We start from the raw sequence: 17246 nt of genomic DNA on the forward strand, positions 1-17246 counted from the left end.
ATCATGTACAATGTTTTTGCCACTGGGATATCTATACAGCTTGCGACCCGTGGGGTCCGGTAAACTATCCTCTCGTTCCACTAGATTGCCGGATTTATCACCCAGTTTGTATTGGAAGTCACAAAGTTTGCCGTGGGCACCGAGTAGGGGTAGGTTTTATGGGTTGAGCTTCTTCAGATGTCCGGTATCGATTTGTCATCCTAGCCATCTTTTCACCTGCTTTTTGCTATTAAGTACAAAAAAATGTACTACACCAATTTTTATTGCTCTCTTCCAATAGATGAGAAATGATTTTATTCTGTATGTGTAACAAAAATATTCAACACGGTTAAGGAGCGTGGGAACTTGATTGAGCTTTCTCCAATTGATATAAGTGGGCATACCTTTTTGGCGGTTACTGTTAAACTTCCTAAAACCACTCTGTTGTCTATATCCAATAATAAGGGGTATATTATGTGCGGAGCTTTAGATGTTAAATTTTTAAATGATAAACTAGCCGATCGAAAAATAATTGCAGCACGAGCAGTTGGGGTTAAAACGATTGATCAACTCTTAAACGCGCCATTAGAATCCGTAACATATGAAGCAGAAAAATTAGGAATAAACAAAGGAATAATAGGTAAAGATGCATTGCTTAAAATGATTTAAAATTTTGATTACTGAGAGGAGGATTTTTTCTCCCCAATCTTTTTGATTTAGAGGTCGAACATCAAAATCCAAGGAATGTTCTAAAAAAAAGTTGCCTCAAACCTAGCCTAACATGGCTATGTGTGAGGCGATCTTTTTATGTTTTGGCAACTCCATAAGAACTGACTTTCAACCTTAGATTAGGTTTTTGGATATTGGGGAAATATTCGTTTTACTTACTTTTATTAGTCTACTTGCTCACCAAATTTCTTCCCGAATTCTTCCATCAAATCGATAATAGGAATGAATTCTTCCCCTTTTGAGGTTAATGAATATTCAACACGAGGAGGTACCTCTGGATAAACCTTTCGGTTAATTAAGCCATCTGTTTCTAGTTCTCGAAGTTGCTTTGTAAGAGAACCTTGTGAAATATCACCTAAAAAAGCTTTGATTTCGCTATAACGACGCTCTGTGGACTTTAAATACCAAAGAATAAGATATTTCCAACGTCCGGAAAGTATGTTTTGGGTATAGGCGATACCATATACTTCTCTTTGTTTCTTTATAGACTCTTTATCAAACCCATCCTTACATATTCTAGACACTTTTTCACCTGCTTTCTACTGCTAAGTACAAAATAATGTACTACGGCAATTTTTATTGCCCTCTTTAAAAAAATGAGAATTGGATTTATTCTAGTGTATGTTACAAAATTACTGAATACAACAAATTGATAGGCAAACGGTGTAATATATAGAATCCGGAAATTTCAGTTGATGTGAATGCATGGATCCACTTAATTCTTGGATTCATCCTTTTGTCGTCAGTTCTAGATAAATTCAGCCTTATAAAATGAGAATAGGTCTGTTAGATTAGATGGACAACTAAATTTTAACAGTGATATAGTTAGCTTGCTAAGTAAATTTCGGTAGTGGAGGCATATCTATGAACGATAATGTTGGATGCGATATTCGTGAGTCATTAGATAAAATATCATCCAAAATGCGCAGAGACTATAGTGAAAATCTAAGAGAACTTAATCTTCATGTAGGTCAGGATAGATTACTCGCTCGTTTGTGGTTAGGTGATGGAATAACACAAATACAACTATGTGACCATTTAAAATGCGAACCGCCTACGGTAACAAATATGGTTAAATCGTTGGAGCAAAGTGGATTCATATATCGAAAACGTGATGAACAAGATGCAAGGGTAATGCGAATTTATCTAACAGACAAAGGCAAAAAATTAGAGGAACCAGTTGATATTATATGGAAACAGCAGCAAGCAAAATTACTCCATTCAATCTCACCGGAAGAACTCTTAATATTAAGAGAACTAATGAAGCGCATGGAGAGAAACTTGTTTTAAGTTTTCTCTATGTTGATAGTTAGCATGCTATCTATTTGTTTAGCAACTAAATATGAATAGTTCTATATGGAAAAAAGGTAATGAAATCCACTAAATTAGTTAGCAAGCTAATATTTTCTTACTTTCAAATCTACTGTAATATACTACGGCTCGTTTGATACTTGGAGCCATTTAAATATAAGGAGAAGAGATACATGAAAAAAGGAAAAAAGATGCAACTAGCACTACAAATGGTTTCGGGATACGGAGCCGAATTCAGCGCCTGGAGAATGCCTGGCACCGACCCAGCAGCCTACACAAATATGGATAGTTATGTGGAGCGAGCTAAATTAGCTGAAAAAGGAAAATTTCAAATGATCTTTATCGCTGATACTCCTGGATTATACAATGACTTAGGTCCTCAGACTCCTATGTTCCCTATGGATCCTATGTTAGCACTAATGGCTGTAGCCAGAGAAACGAAATATATTGGGCTTGTTGCTACCCTTTCAACGACATTCAATTATCCATATAACATAGCACGCCAGTTCAAAGCACTGGATGTGATAAGTCATGGACGTGTAGGGTGGAATGCGGTCACCACATCAAATCCAGCAGCGGCAGCAAATTTTGGTGCTCAGATTGGCAGTCGCAAAGAACGATATAACATGGCTCATGAATCCATCCAAATTGTCCAAGCATTGTGGGGGAGTTGGGGACAAGACGCTTGGACGTTAGATGTAGAAGGTGGAAAATTTGCCGACATGGACAAAATTAAGCCTATAAATCTTGGTGGACAGTATTATTCATCTCGTGGTCCTTTGCCAATCCCACCTTCTGAGCAAGGTCAGCCAGTTATTTTTCAAGCAGGCGGAGGAAATGAAGGATTGGAATTGGCGGGTATGTACGCATCTGGTGTCTATGCAAATCCTTATGATATCGAATCTGCTCGTGAACATAGGCAAGCGGTTCGACAAAGTGCTGCCCGTTTTGGCAGAAATCCTGATGACATTAAGATGTATGCAGGTTTTATGTTTTCCCTAGGCTCAACTGAAGAAGAAGCTTTAGAGCGGCGAAGACAGCTTATGAGTTTTAATCCTGAAGAGATACCAGGAAGAGTAAGTTACCTTGGTTCCATGGTTGGCTTACCACTATCGGTGCACTCAGTAGATATTGATCAACCTTTATCAGCTGACATGTTGAAAAAGGCATATGCTAACCCAGTGGATCCACGTTCCCCCAGAGCTTTAAAACTGCTGAAACAAGGGCTATCCATTCGAGATGTTCTTGCCCATGGGGTCATTAACTATCATCCAGTAGTGGCAGGTACCCCCGTACAGGTTGCTGACTTCTTGGAAGAATGGTTTTTGAATGGTGCATGCGATGGCTTCTCGGTTGTTCCGGATATAGCCCATGATGGGGTTTCTGATTTTGTGGAACTAGTTGTCCCAATCTTACAGGAACGCGGTTTGTTCCACAAAGAATATGAAGGAAAAACACTGCGTGAGAATATGGGGGTCCCTTATCAATACGGAAGGCTGAATGATAACAGTAATTAAAAGAGGAGAGGTTTCAAATGAATAATACCCTTGAATTACTTTATAATCATTCGTCCATTCGTTCTTTTACAAATCAACCGGATTTTAAGGCTGCTATTCAAACTTCATCTATCAGCCTTTTGCAGGTGGTTTCTATCATTGATTAAAAGGAGTTTTATTTAATGGTTAAAAATGAACTTTATAATGATCTACAGTTATCAATACTAGATTTTGTACATGTATATGCTGGTAGTAACTATTCAAAGTTTAAAAAATTCAACAGAGACGGTTCAACTAGCTGATAGATTAGGTTATAAGAGATACTGGTTCACGGAACATCATAATACTCCTAGCCAAATCAGTACATCTCCCGATTTGTTAAGTCTACACGCAGCCTCACATACCAAAAATATTCGTGTAGGTTCAGGTGGGATTATGTTACCTAACCATAGTCCTCTGAAAGTAGCCGAAAACTTTACATTACTTGAAGCATTGTATCCTGGTAGGGTGGACCTTGGGATAGGAAGAGCGTCGGGAACAGATGGATTAACTGCATTAGCCTTACAACGTTCACAAGAGTCAATTAATGCAAATGACTTTCCAGAACAATTAAATCAATTACTTTCGTTTTTTTCACGAAATTTCCCAGCTCACCACCCTTTCAAGAAGATAATAGTTCCAGGGAATGAATCAATAGTACCTGATATGTATATGTTAGGTTCCAGTCAGGGCGGGGTGCAGTTCGCTATGGATAAAGGACTTGGTTTTGTGTTCGCGTCCCACTTAGCACCTAGATTAGCGATTCCAATGCTTCGTTTCTATCGTGAAAATTTCAATCCATCCATTTATATGAAAGAGCCAAAAAGCATGTTAGCTATTGGAGTTATTACAGCAGAAACAGAGGAAGAGGCAAAATATTTGGCAGGACCCTTGGAATTAATGTGGGCAGGAATGGCAACAGGTTCGAGTAATTTTTCATTTCCAACACTAGAAGAAGCCGGTAAGTATGTTTATAAACCACAGGAAGAGGCAGCCCGGCAATATAATAAAGATCGTTTTGTTATTGGAAGTGCAGCCAATGTTGCTGATAAGTTAAAGCGAATGGCAAATGAAGCTTTAGTAGATGAAATTATGATCGCGGATTTTTATCCTGACCAAGCAAGCCGGCTAAAGGGATATCAGTTACTGGCGGAAGAATTTAATCTTAGTTCTAAATAGCTAACCAGAATAGAATGAAAGAAGGCGAAATGAATGAAAGAGAAAAAACAACTTAAAATTGGTGGGATTATAGATGGAGTAGGCTGGAATTACATGGGGTGGCATCACCCAGATATGCCAGCTAATGCCAGTGAGAACATCGATTACTATGTGCAAAAAGCTAAAAGATTAGAAGAAGGAAAGTTTGACATGATCTTTTTAGTTGATGTTAGCCATATTGGTCCAGGGATGATTCCTCATTATCTCAGTATGTTTGAAGGTGTAAGTATTCTATCTGCCTTAAGCATGGTGACTCATTCTATTGGGCTTACTGCAACAATTGCAACTTCCTATGCGGATCCATTCACTGTTGCCCGACAGATGGCTTCTCTTGATAAAATCAGTAATGGACGGGCAGGATGGAATGCCGTTACTTCGAATCCAGGAGGATTAGCAAATTATAGTCGCACTCATCTTTCCAAGGCAGACTTGTATCCAATGAAAAAAGAATTTTTAGAAATTGTCGAAGGTCTTTGGGACTCCTATGAGGATGACGCTTTTATACGAGATAAAGAAAGTGGAGTATTCTATGATCATCGAAAAATGCATGCTCTAAATTATAGAGGAAACTATTTTTCAGTAGATGGACCTTTAAATATTAGCCGTTCCAGACAAGGAAGACCGGTAATTTTTCAAGCCGGCAGTTCTTCGGATTTCATGAATATTGCCTCAAAGCATGCCGATGGTGTATTTCTCCCGGCGGATAATTTAGATGATGCAAAAGCTTCTAGTCAAGAGTTAAAGAGGAGAGTGGAGTTGGAAGGGCGTTCGTTTGATAATTTCCTACTCATGATTTCACATAATCCAATTGTAGGGCACACAGAAAAAGAAGCTGAAGAAAAATTCCAGGAACTTCAAGCGCTGATGCCGATTTACCGTATACCAAAGCCGAAATTTTTTGGTTCGGCAGAAAAAGTAGCAGATCAAATTCAACACTGGTACGAGGCAGGGGCGATGGATCTATTGATGATAAGACAGGAGCACCCTTCAGGATTTGATGACTTTATTGATTTAGTTGTTCCAATCTTACAAGAAAGAGGAATTTTCCGTAAAGAATATGAATCCAACACTTTACGTGGGAATTTAGGTTTACCTTATCCAAAAAATAGATATTCTATCTGATTAAGAAGATTATACTTTGATTAAACAGAGGAGGGGTGTGACCAATGAAAATTGAGGACATTATCCTCACTTGTATAAAAGAACACCCAGGAATAAGCGCAAATAAGATTGTTTCTTGTTTGGATTCAAAAACAAACAATTTATTAGTAACGGAAGAAACGAATTCGCAAGCTTCTATTTTTAAACAATTAAGGAACCTGAAGAAAAAAGGGAACCTTCATAATAGAGGTGATCGCTGGTACTTTATGAATGGCAATATAGGATAATTGCCGTTTGGAAGGGAGGTACAGCGAATTGGTTAAAGTGGAAATTACTAGAAGCATTTCTGACGATAAAATCATGTCTTACCGATCTCAGGGTCATGCGAATTATGACGTGCATGGCAAGGACATTGTTTGTGCTGGTGTATCGGCTGTAACATCATTATTTATTTGTGAATAAAGCAACTATACAATTAGGACCTTTCTTTTAAAAAAGGAGAGCTTCTGTTTTTATGTTAATATCGGCGCATTATTGCTACATCGAGTGATCTTTTGCCATACAGTACAACGATACTGCGATTTAAACTAAATCAATTTTTATAACTTTGTGAAAGAATGTACTTAAAGTAAAGGGTGCATTACTTAAAGATCACGCTGCCAATCTAGGCGGACTTTTTTACTGAACTAACGAGCAGGATAGTTTAGGGGGAATTTGGAAATTAGTAAAACCCTCGGGTGGAAAAGGACTGTAAGAATGAACCGAGGGAATCGAATTAAACAGGGGCAATTTTTGAGGCAATTCTATCTAAAGCTTCTTGGACTGTTGTTGGAGGAGGACCTAATGACCAATCTGCAGGATTCGATGGTGTATATGCTAACCCAAAAGCATCATCTACTCTTACTAGAGATGTTCCAGTCCCAACTAAGGTTACACGAGATCTTATAGGTATTGAATCAACTGTCGCTCTGACTCTTGTTGCTACATCATTAACACCATTTACAATTAATCTACCTGAATTAGGGAAGGGATTAAAAATATTCTCGGTAATAGCAAAACTGTCAAATTTAAAGGATCAATAGGGATATGACCAGATTGGACATTAATGATAACATTTCCATTTATTCCTCCACCTATTAGATTCACTTGAGTATCTGTAGCAGCCTGTGAATTAATTGTAATATTCCCACTTGAGACAAATGAAGCAAACATCACCATGTTAATTCCATTTTGAGTGTAACCACCAGATAACATCGAATCACGGATATTGACCTGATTAACAGAAGTGGTTAAAGCAGTAAAGGTTGGAGTAGGGGTCATATTAACACTAACAAAGAACAGTTTGCCACTAAAACTACTAGCTGTTACAAAGTTAAAATCAAGAGGAGCACTTAATAATGTCAAATCGACAAATCCAGAACGATTATCGTTTTGAAAACCTGATTCAAACCATGATGGATCATTAATATCGAAAGGAATAGATAATCTGGTTAATAAGGTACTTGTTCCAACCAATTGGACGTTTGCCTTCAAATGGATTAATGGTTCAGTATAGTTACCAGGTCCAATACTAATAGCATACCGTTTTGTTGGAGAAGCATCAGCGATAGATGCCATTGCTGCAGTGACAGTGAAGAATGGGTTACATTCACTACCGTCTGCTGTCGAATCATTACCAGCTTTATTTACATAAACAATTTGAGTTGCTATTGGTGGAGGTTCGATACAGCACCCTTCCGCAAAATAGATATCGATAACAAATTGTAAACCAGCTGGATTATTCACACTGGATGGATTGGAAGAATAAATAGGTTGTTGCAGGTAATTGGTTGCCTCAAATGACACAACGATTTTGAACGTTCTAGAGACAGATGGTAAATTATCAGGAGTAGTAAAACTAGTAGAATACATGCGAATGTCCTGAAAATCAAAAGGAGGATTATTGATTGTTAATCCGACTGCCGGATTATTTGGTTCACCTGCTATCAACAAAAACTCACCTAACCCAGACGGTTGAGGAGCTACTTTTACAAAACTACCTCCAATTTCTTCAAAAAGTTCAATTTTTGCTTCCATAGCATTGTCAGCAAACGCATCTAAAAAAACACTAAATGATGAAGTTAAACCGGCAGGGACTATAAACTGCTCAGAAGCAATAGCAAAAGCTTCTGTTTGACCATCTGATGTAGGCTGATTCCAAATATACTCAGGGTTCGGAACAGACCCAAAAGGGGAAAAAGGTTGTGCTGTTGTATCATTATCAAATTTTTGTAAAGAAGGCCAGGTAGGAGGATTAATACGGCGGGCAACAGCATCTGGATGATCACCTGTATTATTTGCTGCATTCATCGCAGCTTGATCCCTATCAGCACCAAGAAATACATCCCCTATATTACTTACAAGCCTTTGAAAAGGAGAAATAGCCATAGTATATATCATCTCTTTTCTAATGATGTCTTCTATTATATGAATGTGAGTATATTTTCGTATAGACAAGTAATCTAGTTTAAAAAAATTGTTATAACCGTAAATGTTTGTGCAGTCGATAAGATTGCGATTCATTATTGTTTTTCAGTTAACGTTAACTTCACAGCTAGAACCTTATTTGCTTCAAATCTAGTAGTCTTCCAGTCGAAGATCCCTTTTTTAATTACCTATAACATTGCTTATGTTGACAAGATCCCCCTTCTTCAACTAACGGGTAGCATTACTGGAACAACGGTAATGCTTTTTCTTATTAAAATAACTGGCAGGTTAGTTTAACAAGAATTGACACAAAAGGTCGTCAATGAAGCGATCTTCTTTTGTCAATTTTTTAGAATAAGGGATTTCTAGTTGGAATATTATGTTAAAATTAAAGAGAGCAGATCAGTTTTTATGGTATTGATGGTGAGAGTAATTGGGGAAACGAGGTGACCTCTTGAGAGTAATGAAAAAGCTACCAATTTCACATTTGCTGAAGAAGCGTAGATTTTGGGGTTATGGTGCCGCTATAGCGGTAATGCCTTATCTGTTAATCAAAATCGCCTGGACTTTCGGTCTCTACATGCCGACCGAACAAATGGGTGAACCAAGTTGGCGCACTGCAAACGCAGTAACAATGGTTCTAGCTGCAGTTGGTATCCTGTTAGCATTGGCCTTTAGCATGACATGGGGTGAGCGACTGCCCGCCTGGTTGGTTGCCTTGCCCGTCTGGGTAGGTACTGGTTTACTTATACCTATGCTGTTGCTGGCACCTGTGCTTGGTCCTGCTGCTATGATACGCGATCAGCAGGCAGGAGCTGCCAACGTTTGGGTATATGAGCAGATTTTCGTAATGGTCTCACTGGTTGGAGTCGGCATCTGCCTACCTTTCGCCTTAGCTGGATACGCTAAAGCGCGTTGGCCAGAGGCATTTGCTGATCCAATTGACATTGAATTACTCCCAGGCAACAGCCAGAAACTGCAAATTACCTTAGCTAGGCTTGTCGCGGCTGGCTGTATCCTGCTCGGATTTATTAAGCTATTCTGGGCGGTTGGTGGAACTATTGGTATCAACCCAGCTATGTTGGATAAACGCGATTTATGGTGGCATCTATTGTCGTTGAGTACCGGTGTGTGGGCCTTCGCGGGGGCGTGGGGTTTATTGGTACTGACCACCCGCCGCAGGTCGAAGAGGTTCTTCCCTCCTATGGCAGCAGCATGGATCTCTTCGGGAATGCTGTTCTCTTATAACCTCTTTAACCGCTTGTCCGCCACTCGCCCCGATGCACAACCAGCTCTAGAGTACCCGCTTGTATATGTACTAGCCACCGAGTTAGGTAGCATCTTGGGAGTGATGATGGGAATAATTATCCTGATGGTACTGCACGACCGCCAGAGAGCAATGCTGAGTTCTAGAATGAATTAATGTTCCTAATATTGAATTATATTTATAAAAAGAAAATAAATTAAATGAAAAGGCCCCCAATTTGGTGGCCTTAATACCCTTGTTCAACTATCGGGTGCAAGAGTTGAAGATCAAGCTGCCAATTTGGTGGCTTTTTTGTTATTGAACTAAAGATGCAGGTTAGTGCAATAACAATCCATCCTATTTGTTATAATGGAAATAAAATCTTAACTATTATTAGGAGATAAAATGTTTAAGAAAATTAAGGCTTGGGCGAGGAATTTAAAACGGCAGATATTCATTCTTTACTGTGCTTATAAAGATGAAAGAGTCCCTTGGTATGCTAAATTATTTACTGCTTGTGTTGTAGCTTATGCATTCAGTCCGATTGACCTAATACCTGATTTTATACCCATTCTTGGCTACTTAGACGATGTAATTCTCGTTCCATTAGGGATAATGATTGCGTTAAGGATGGTACCAAAGAGTGTAATATCTGACTGTGAAGTTAAGGCAGAAGAAATGATGAAAAACAGTAAGCCGAAGAATTGGATAGTCGGTTCAATAATAGTATTGATTTGGGGTTTAATTTTAATTTGGGCTATTATAAAAATTTATACCTTCTTCAGCTAACGGGTGCTTATGTTTCACAAACGGTCGCTGCGACGACTTTTTTTCTTGTTCAACTAACGGGCAGTTTAGTTGAAGAGTGAAAAGAAGGAATATTAAACTAAAATGTATAATTATATATTAATACGAATTATTATGCGTTATATTCGAAAGGGAGGAGTAAGAATGACCACAAAGAAATTGATACAAAAAATAGAGGAATTATCAATGAATGCTTTACCTGCGATACAAATGAATGTTTATGATGGATGGATATTACGATTTGCCGATGGATATACAAAAAGAGCAAATTCAATCAATCCTATTTATTTTTCAAATGAAGATTTAAATAACAAAATAGAGAATGCTGAACAAATGTATCGCAAAAGAAATTTAAAGATTGTTTATAAAATGACGCGACAGGTATCACCTGAAAATTTAGATAGAACACTCGATAAAAAAGGATATTTCCTTGACAGTTTGACAAGTGTTCAAGGTTTATCGTTGAAAGACCTAGATGTTGAAATAAAACATAATGCCATTGTTTATAACCATTTACAAGACGATTGGTTCACAAATTTTTGTAATTTAAATAATGTAGGTGAAAAAGACCAACCAACATTAAAGCAAATGTTAAGAAATATCATCCCTAAGACTTGTTATTTTTTGTTATGTGATGATAACAATGAAATACTTGCTTGTGGGATGTGTGTTTTAGAACGTGAATACATAGGGTTATTTGATATAGTGACTACCGAAAAGTATAGAAATAGAGGTTATGGAAGTAAACTTATTCAAAATATTTTAAAATGGGGTAAGGATAATGGAGCAAATTATGCATACCTTCAAGTTATGTTAAATAACGCTCCAGCATTAAAACTTTACTCTAAATTAGGGTTTAAGGAAATATACAGATATTGGTATAGAATAAAAGAATAACTCTTTGATATTTCTTCAACTAACGGGGTGCTTTACTTCAATAAGGAGTAAGGCTTTTTTCTTATTCCACTAAAGGTGCAGTTTAGTTGAACAATCGTCATTAGCTTTTTTTCAACAATCGGGCAATTTAATGGAATAAGATTTTCGAACAAAATTGGTTTATTATGTTATTATTGTTTTGAGATTTTGGAGAAAATTGCTATCTAAAGAAGCAGAACAGAATAAATGGATTTTTTGGGTGATGTAGAGGTAGATTGGCAAAGGGAGATGCACAAATGAAAAATATTTTTAATCAATTGCATTCAGAGGAAATTTTAAACCGTATTGACAAATTAAGCCCAATTTCAAAACCCCAATGGGGTAAAATGGATGTTGCCCAAATGCTAGCACATTGCTCATCCTTTCAAGACATTGCAATGGGACATTCTTTTCCAGCGAGAGGTTGGTTAGGAATATTAATAGGACACTTTGTGAAACCAATTTTTTATAACGACAAGCCATTAGCCCAAAATATGTCCACAATTCCGACCATTTTGATTGTAGATGAAAAAGAATTTGAAACAGAGAAGGAAAAACTGAAACAAAAAATTATAACTTTCCAAAATAATGGTCCAGAGAAGTGTACGACTAATCCACATCCTTTTTTCGGTAAACTTACTTCCGAGCAATGGGGAAAAGGAATATACAAGCACCTTGACCATCATTTAAAACAGTTTGGAGTTTAGTTAGTTTTTAGAAATATAAATAAAAGTTGACCAAAGAGAAAAGTAACGAAATGCCTTAACGGCTTAGAAATAAATAATTACCTAATTGTTAAAAAGAAAATTCTTTCTTCAACTAAAGGGTGCTTGAGTTAAACAAAGGTTTGCTACGGCAGCCTTTTTTCTTGCTGTACTTACATGCAGGATAGTTGAAGAAGGATGACACTAAATTCATAATTTTCTCGTCAGTTTAAATGGAGGGGATTTTATGTTAAGAAAAAAAACAGTCTCATTAGTGGTAGCTAGCCTTTTAGTTATCATTGTAGGTTGCTCGAACAATGATAGCAATGATACTAAAAAGAGCGATGATGAAAAGGTAGCCAACAGTGAAGAAATTACTGGTCCTGGTATTGAGGGGTACGTTAAAAAACAAACATCTAACATGGGCTTTTTACTTGAAGTGACACAGGCTCACCAAATATTTAATACAGGTACGTTAATAGACGTAGGAGTAGATGAGGAAACAATATTAGACGAATTAGAAGTAGGTCAGAATGTAACAGTTTGGTATGGTGGACCTATTCTTGAATCATATCCACCAAAAATCAAAGGGTTAAAGATTGAAATCAAAGATAGCAAGAATTAAAGTAGAAAGCCCTTGTAAGCTTACGGGTGTTGTTCCAGGAAGGATAAACCGCCTTTTTGTTAATTTATTATTGAGCTAATCCATCTGGAAAGTAAAGAATTTTCCTTTTTAGCCAATGAGACAGCATTACTGTATTAAAAAAGGGCAGTTTGTGAAGAAATGTACTTAAACTAACGGGTGCTTTAGTTAAACAAGATCAGTGCTGTCATAATGGCAGCTCTTTCTTGTTGAACTAACGTGGCAGGTTAATTCAAGAATATTGCATATTTATTATTATAGAAAAGGAGATGGTATTACATGTCAATCCTCCATTTAATGGTCGGTCTCCCCTGTAGTGGTAAGACTACCCTTGCTCGCAAACTTGAAAAAAAATATTCCGCACTTCGACTTACTCCCGATGAATGGCATACGCGATTAGGTCATGATTTCGGGTATAACATGACGGAATCGGACGAAGCAATACACAATGCTAGACATGAAGCAGTGGAATCTCTGATGTGGGATGTTGCAGCTAGAATTATAGTTCTTGGTGTTGATGTTATTCTAGATTTTGGATTCTGGAGTAGAAGTGAACGGGATGAGTTTCGTTCTCGTGCCAAGGAACTAGGAGCTGACTTTAAAATCCATTTTAATGATATATCAGAAGAGGAGCTATTTGAACGTTTAAGGACTAGAAATGCTCAGAAACCAGAAGCGACTTTTGTTATTCCCGAAGCTAAACTTAAAGAGTGGATACAAATCTTCGAGCGACCTTCACCAGAGGAGCTTGAGTAATACAATACTTGAACTAACGGGTGCTTTAGTTGAAGAAGACCATCGATGATGGTCTATTTTTTTGTATTTAAATCGCCACTTTTTATTGATGTTTAACGGAGCTATAAAATTATCGTTTTTCTCCTATTATATACATGTTCATTTACCATATCCTTGACATTGAATTACACAAAAGTTATCTTTTTTGGCGATGGATTATTCGCAATAAAGGAATTACACATCTTCTGTTTCCAGCTTCCCTTTTAGTTTTTTTGATTGAGTGTCATTTTAAAGTTCTAAACCATGGCTAATCACACAAATTAACTTATAATTGTTTCAAAAAAGTACTTAAGTGTAGCTGTATTAGGCAACATTTGGGACTTGACTGAGAAGAGCTAATTGTAAAAAAGAAACAGTCCCAAGCACTAAACTAGTACTTGGGACTGTTTCTTTTATAGATAAGGACTTTCATGCTTCGCCTTAAGCATATTCCAACGGCGATCAACTTCTTTATCAAACATCTCTAACATGTCTTTACTATTTTCATTGAGTAAATGTTTCGTTTTACCCATCAGCTTCAGCCATTCGGATACAGCTAACCGTTTATTTTTCTCTTCAGGATTATAGGTAACGGTTGTAATTCCATGCTCAACCTCATAAAGAGGGAAGAAGCAGGAGTTAACAGCAGCCTCAACAATCGTCTGTCCTAATTCATCCTTTGATTTCCAGTTCAATGGACAAGTAATTAATATTTTGCCATAAACCAAGCCTTCATTATTGGCATACCACTGGGCTTTTGCTGCTTTCTTTAAAAGGTCGCGATCGAAAGCTTCCGTACCGGTAAATACATAAGGAATATGGGTAGCTGCCATTATTTGAGCAGTATCCTTGTGGTGGAATGGCTTTCCATTTTGGAACCCGCCAATATTGGAAGTACTCGTCATATGTCCCATAGGAGTAGAGTAGGACAGCTGGCTTCCAGTATTCATATAACCTTCATTATCATACTCAAGAATAATCATTTTATGGTTGCGCAATGCGGTCCCAATCGCTGGACCCATTCCGATGTCCATACCCCCGTCACCTGTAACCATCACGAAAGTAAAGTCATCACTTAGACCAAGTTCTGCTAATTCTCCGCGTCGCTTCCTTTCATGGAACATTTCCACAAGACCAGAAAGAGTGGCAGAGCCATTTTGGAAAAGGTTATGGATATATGTTGCTTTATGTGAGCTATAAGGGAAACCAGTAGTTACAACCATAGCACATCCAGTGTGGAATAATGCAACGATGTCACCTTCAATTCCTTTGAAAAACAACTCCAGTCCAGAGAATATACCGCAGCCAGGGCAAGCCCCGTGGCCGGAAGCCAATCTTTTTGGCTTTTTCGTTAAACTCCGCATAGGTGGAATTTTCACTTTCAGTTCACCCGTTTTTTCATCAGGAGTGACCGTGATTAAACCGGTATTTAGGTCTTCTTTTTTCATCGGATTCAAAACACGTTTTGGAGCAAATTCTACGTTGCCGGGATTATGCCCAAAATAGTCAAAAGGCTTCTCAGCAAATCCTTTTTCGGCAGCTTCTAAAGCTAACTCGAAAAAGTGTTCAGCGTCATCGGCATAAAAGTCTTTTCCGCCCAATCCGTAAATTCGGTTGATCACCTTTGTATGAGCATTTCCAACCGTTTGTAGTGCAGCTCTTAATTCCAGGGCCATGTTTCCGCCATGCGCCCCGTATGAATCTGCACGGTCACCGACTGTAACAGCTTTTACGTTTTTCAAGGCTTCCGCTATTTGTTTTTGAGGGAAAGGACGTATCATATTTGGTGAAATGACACCTGCTTTAATCCCTTTCAAACGGAGGCGGTCGACAACGTCCTTACAAACCTCAGCAGCTGAATTTAACATAAATACTGCTACCTCAGCATCCTCCATTCGATATAAATCTAAGATCGGATATTCACGTCCAGTTAATTCTGCATATTCTTTCGAAATTCGCTCGAATACTGCTTCCGCATTATACATTGCTTCTGATTGTTGGTAGCAGTTATTAATATAGTCAGGTTCATTCATATATGGCCCTATGGTAACTGGATTCTCACGATCTAAAGCATGAGGGAAGTTTCTTGGCGGTTCGCCGATAAATTTTTGGACATCACTTCTATTTTTAATTACCTGAACACGACGTTTTTGGTGGGAAGTAAAATACCCGTCAAAAGAAACGATAACAGGGAGTCTGACTTCTGGATCTTCTGCTAATTTAATCGCAATAATGTTCATATCATAGACAATCTGTGGATCGCGGGCCATTAAGATGGGCCATCCCGTATTCAGACCGAAATATAAATCAGAATGATCACCATGGATATTTAAAGGACCTGAAACAGAGCGGTTTACTAAATTTAATACCATCGGAAAACGGGTTCCGGATTGTACTGGAAGCTGCTCTAACATATAAAGGAATCCGTTCGCGCTAGTGGCATTAAAAACTCTGCCGCCGCCAGTTGAAGCCCCGTAGCAGATACCTGCAGAACCGTGTTCACCATCTGCTGGAATCAAAACGATATCATGTTCGCCTCGGGATTTCATTCCATCAAGGAATTGAGCAACCTCTGTTGATGGGGAAATAGGGAAGTAACCCATTACATGATAATTAATTTGGTGGGCAGCATAGGCAGCCATTTCGTTACCAGATTCAAAAACAAAACTTTGTTCAACGGTACCCAATTCAGTTTTGAGATTTTCTTGGTTTATTTCAATGGACATTTAGATTCCGTCCTTTCCTTAGTTTTGAATTACTAAATCGAATAAATGGGGAACACGGTTTTTATCCGCATAACCATCATTATATTCTCGTTCGCCTGATAGCGCTTCCACCGGACAGGCGGTTACACACTTCAAGCAGCCTTTACAATATTGATAGTCAATACCACTGAGAAACATTTGTGGTCGACCTTTTTTGTCTGGCTTTTCCTCCCATACAAAGCAAAAATCAGGGCAGGCTGTATCACATGCAGCGCAATTAATACATTTCTCCTCATGAAAATGAGGGAGCATACCTGCGCGTGAAATACTTAAATCTTTTAGTATGCTGTTACCTGGATTGGTTATCATACCGCCAATCGCCTGAGTTTCATAACCAAGAACAGGTTCTGGCCGTGAAAAAGGTTTAGGTTCGATGCCATCTTCAGGAAGATATGTTTTAAATTCGACTTCAGTAAATCCACGGTCGAATGTACGAATATTTGGTTCAACCAAATGTGGGTATTTTTTTTCAAAGGTACGGCGGATTGTTTGTCTCATCGATTCTGGATCTAAAAAGTCCAAGATACGATACAGAGCACCGAGCATTGCAGTGTTGGCTTTTGTTTGTTCTTCTAACGCGATACCAGTGGCATCTATGATGGCTATAGTTCCGCCAGCAATTTTCATGAGATTTTTAAGTTCGTCTGGGGATTTTTGTGAGTTTACTAAGATCGTGCTGTCAGGGTATATCCCGCTTGTGCAGTCGATGGTTTTAAAAAGGGCATCATGGAAAATGCCGACAACATGAGGGCGTTCTATTGGTGTGGTGTCTCGAATGTTTGTTTCTGGTTCGCAGAAACGAATGTGTGCTTTTACTGGGGAACCTTTTTTCTCTGAACCGTATGATGAAAAACCGACTCCATTCAGTCCGTTTCCAACAACTCCATCCTCTGAAAGCATTTTTCCAGCCAGATTAGCTCCTAACCCGCCGATGGACTCAAGGCGGATTTCAAAAAAACCTAATTCATTTTTTTTCGGCAATTTTGACATAAGTATTCCTCCTATCTATAAAACGGAGTTTAATATAGAATATTATAAATATTCTATAAATTA

The 17246-nt window shown here is 38.1% G+C and carries 17 protein-coding genes and 1 pseudogene; 14 read left to right on the forward strand and 4 right to left on the reverse strand.

Annotated features, from left to right (window positions below; all coding sequences use genetic code 11):
- Positions 1-345 precede the first annotated feature (345 nt).
- Complete coding sequence (locus tag QFZ31_RS03590) at positions 346-648, forward strand: YunC family protein (protein WP_307300961.1); 303 nt, start codon at positions 346-348, stop codon at positions 646-648.
- A gap of 224 nt (positions 649-872) precedes the next feature.
- Here QFZ31_RS03590 and QFZ31_RS03595 read toward each other — a convergent pair whose 3' ends face one another.
- Positions 873-1232 (reverse strand): winged helix-turn-helix transcriptional regulator, encoded by a 360-nt coding sequence (locus tag QFZ31_RS03595; protein ID WP_307300963.1) that lies wholly within the window; start codon positions 1230-1232, stop codon positions 873-875.
- Positions 1233-1572: 340 nt separating this feature from the next.
- Here QFZ31_RS03595 and QFZ31_RS03600 point away from each other — a divergent pair, with 340 nt between their 5' ends.
- The 7 genes from QFZ31_RS03600 to QFZ31_RS03630 all read left to right on the forward strand — a co-directional run bounded on the left by QFZ31_RS03600 (position 1573) and on the right by QFZ31_RS03630 (position 6335).
- Entirely contained in the window at positions 1573-1998 is a 426-nt protein-coding gene (locus tag QFZ31_RS03600; RefSeq protein ID WP_307300965.1) for a MarR family winged helix-turn-helix transcriptional regulator, read from the forward strand.
- 194 nt (positions 1999-2192) lie between these two features.
- Positions 2193-3536, forward strand: a complete 1344-nt coding sequence (locus tag QFZ31_RS03605) for an NtaA/DmoA family FMN-dependent monooxygenase (RefSeq protein ID WP_307300967.1) — start codon at positions 2193-2195, stop codon at positions 3534-3536.
- Between the two features lie 17 nt (positions 3537-3553).
- Complete coding sequence (locus QFZ31_RS03610) at positions 3554-3682, forward strand: hypothetical protein (protein ID WP_307300969.1); 129 nt, start codon at positions 3554-3556, stop codon at positions 3680-3682.
- Positions 3683-3758: 76 nt separating this feature from the next.
- Positions 3759-4733, forward strand: coding sequence for an LLM class flavin-dependent oxidoreductase (locus QFZ31_RS03615; RefSeq protein ID WP_307311350.1), 975 nt, complete (start codon positions 3759-3761; stop codon positions 4731-4733).
- Between the two features lie 33 nt (positions 4734-4766).
- The gene (locus tag QFZ31_RS03620) at positions 4767-5894 is read left to right on the forward strand and encodes an NtaA/DmoA family FMN-dependent monooxygenase (protein ID WP_307300971.1); all 1128 of its coding nucleotides are present in this window, start codon (positions 4767-4769) and stop codon (positions 5892-5894) included.
- A gap of 44 nt (positions 5895-5938) precedes the next feature.
- Complete coding sequence (locus tag QFZ31_RS03625) at positions 5939-6160, forward strand: hypothetical protein (protein ID WP_307300973.1); 222 nt, start codon at positions 5939-5941, stop codon at positions 6158-6160.
- A 37-nt stretch (positions 6161-6197) separates the two neighbouring features.
- Positions 6198-6335, forward strand: coding sequence for a ribosomal-processing cysteine protease Prp (locus QFZ31_RS03630; RefSeq protein WP_307311353.1), 138 nt, complete (start codon positions 6198-6200; stop codon positions 6333-6335).
- Positions 6336-6648: 313 nt separating this feature from the next.
- On the opposite strand, the pseudogene QFZ31_RS03635 reads toward QFZ31_RS03630, so the two are convergent.
- Positions 6649-7601 (reverse strand): annotated as a pseudogene (locus QFZ31_RS03635) (collagen-like protein); the annotation flags it as partial.
- A gap of 1201 nt (positions 7602-8802) precedes the next feature.
- Here QFZ31_RS03635 and QFZ31_RS03640 point away from each other — a divergent pair.
- The 6 genes from QFZ31_RS03640 to QFZ31_RS03665 all read left to right on the forward strand — a co-directional run bounded on the left by QFZ31_RS03640 (position 8803) and on the right by QFZ31_RS03665 (position 13410).
- A complete protein-coding gene (locus QFZ31_RS03640) occupies positions 8803-9762 on the forward strand; it encodes a hypothetical protein (protein ID WP_307311355.1) in 960 nt (319 codons plus the stop codon).
- A 228-nt stretch (positions 9763-9990) separates the two neighbouring features.
- Positions 9991-10374, forward strand: coding sequence for a YkvA family protein (locus QFZ31_RS03645; protein WP_307300974.1), 384 nt, complete (start codon positions 9991-9993; stop codon positions 10372-10374).
- A gap of 162 nt (positions 10375-10536) precedes the next feature.
- A complete protein-coding gene (locus QFZ31_RS03650) occupies positions 10537-11289 on the forward strand; it encodes a GNAT family N-acetyltransferase (RefSeq protein WP_307300975.1) in 753 nt (250 codons plus the stop codon).
- A 275-nt stretch (positions 11290-11564) separates the two neighbouring features.
- On the forward strand, positions 11565-12014 hold the full coding sequence (locus QFZ31_RS03655) for a DUF1569 domain-containing protein (RefSeq protein ID WP_307300977.1): 450 nt from the start codon (positions 11565-11567) through the stop codon (positions 12012-12014).
- Between the two features lie 244 nt (positions 12015-12258).
- Positions 12259-12636, forward strand: a complete 378-nt coding sequence (locus tag QFZ31_RS03660; protein WP_307300978.1) for a DUF3221 domain-containing protein — start codon at positions 12259-12261, stop codon at positions 12634-12636.
- 297 nt (positions 12637-12933) lie between these two features.
- The gene (locus tag QFZ31_RS03665; protein WP_307300979.1) at positions 12934-13410 is read left to right on the forward strand and encodes an AAA family ATPase; all 477 of its coding nucleotides are present in this window, start codon (positions 12934-12936) and stop codon (positions 13408-13410) included.
- 431 nt (positions 13411-13841) lie between these two features.
- Here QFZ31_RS03665 and QFZ31_RS03670 read toward each other — a convergent pair whose 3' ends face one another.
- Both QFZ31_RS03670 and QFZ31_RS03675 read right to left on the reverse strand, forming a co-directional pair.
- Positions 13842-16154, reverse strand: a complete 2313-nt coding sequence (locus QFZ31_RS03670; RefSeq protein ID WP_307300980.1) for a thiamine pyrophosphate-dependent enzyme — start codon at positions 16152-16154, stop codon at positions 13842-13844.
- A gap of 18 nt (positions 16155-16172) precedes the next feature.
- Positions 16173-17183 carry a 2-oxoacid:acceptor oxidoreductase family protein gene (locus tag QFZ31_RS03675; RefSeq protein WP_307300981.1) on the reverse strand — a complete coding sequence of 337 codons (1011 nt, stop codon included), beginning with the start codon at positions 17181-17183 and terminating at the stop codon, positions 16173-16175.
- Positions 17184-17246 lie beyond the last annotated feature (63 nt).

This window comes from Neobacillus niacini (genome assembly GCF_030817595.1).
Lineage (GTDB): Bacteria > Bacillota > Bacilli > Bacillales > Cytobacillaceae > Neobacillus > Neobacillus niacini_G.

Bases quoted from the DNA above. Each gene is read 5' to 3' on its own strand.
- QFZ31_RS03650 (WP_307300975.1), top strand. From the start codon at position 10,537: ATGACCACAAAGAAATTGATACAAAAAATAGAGGAATTATCAATGAAT.
- QFZ31_RS03615 (WP_307311350.1), top strand. From the start codon at position 3,759: ATGCTGGTAGTAACTATTCAAAGTTTAAAAAATTCAACAGAGACGGTT.
- QFZ31_RS03605 (WP_307300967.1), top strand. From the start codon at position 2,193: ATGAAAAAAGGAAAAAAGATGCAACTAGCACTACAAATGGTTTCGGGA.
- QFZ31_RS03625 (WP_307300973.1), top strand. From the start codon at position 5,939: ATGAAAATTGAGGACATTATCCTCACTTGTATAAAAGAACACCCAGGA.
- QFZ31_RS03665 (WP_307300979.1), top strand. From the start codon at position 12,934: ATGTCAATCCTCCATTTAATGGTCGGTCTCCCCTGTAGTGGTAAGACT.
- QFZ31_RS03660 (WP_307300978.1), top strand. From the start codon at position 12,259: ATGTTAAGAAAAAAAACAGTCTCATTAGTGGTAGCTAGCCTTTTAGTT.
- QFZ31_RS03655 (WP_307300977.1), top strand. From the start codon at position 11,565: ATGAAAAATATTTTTAATCAATTGCATTCAGAGGAAATTTTAAACCGT.
- QFZ31_RS03670 (WP_307300980.1), bottom strand. From the start codon at position 16,154: ATGTCCATTGAAATAAACCAAGAAAATCTCAAAACTGAATTGGGTACC.
- QFZ31_RS03675 (WP_307300981.1), bottom strand. From the start codon at position 17,183: ATGTCAAAATTGCCGAAAAAAAATGAATTAGGTTTTTTTGAAATCCGC.
- QFZ31_RS03640 (WP_307311355.1), top strand. From the start codon at position 8,803: ATGAAAAAGCTACCAATTTCACATTTGCTGAAGAAGCGTAGATTTTGG.
- QFZ31_RS03645 (WP_307300974.1), top strand. From the start codon at position 9,991: ATGTTTAAGAAAATTAAGGCTTGGGCGAGGAATTTAAAACGGCAGATA.
- QFZ31_RS03600 (WP_307300965.1), top strand. From the start codon at position 1,573: ATGAACGATAATGTTGGATGCGATATTCGTGAGTCATTAGATAAAATA.
- QFZ31_RS03620 (WP_307300971.1), top strand. From the start codon at position 4,767: ATGAAAGAGAAAAAACAACTTAAAATTGGTGGGATTATAGATGGAGTA.
- QFZ31_RS03610 (WP_307300969.1), top strand. From the start codon at position 3,554: ATGAATAATACCCTTGAATTACTTTATAATCATTCGTCCATTCGTTCT.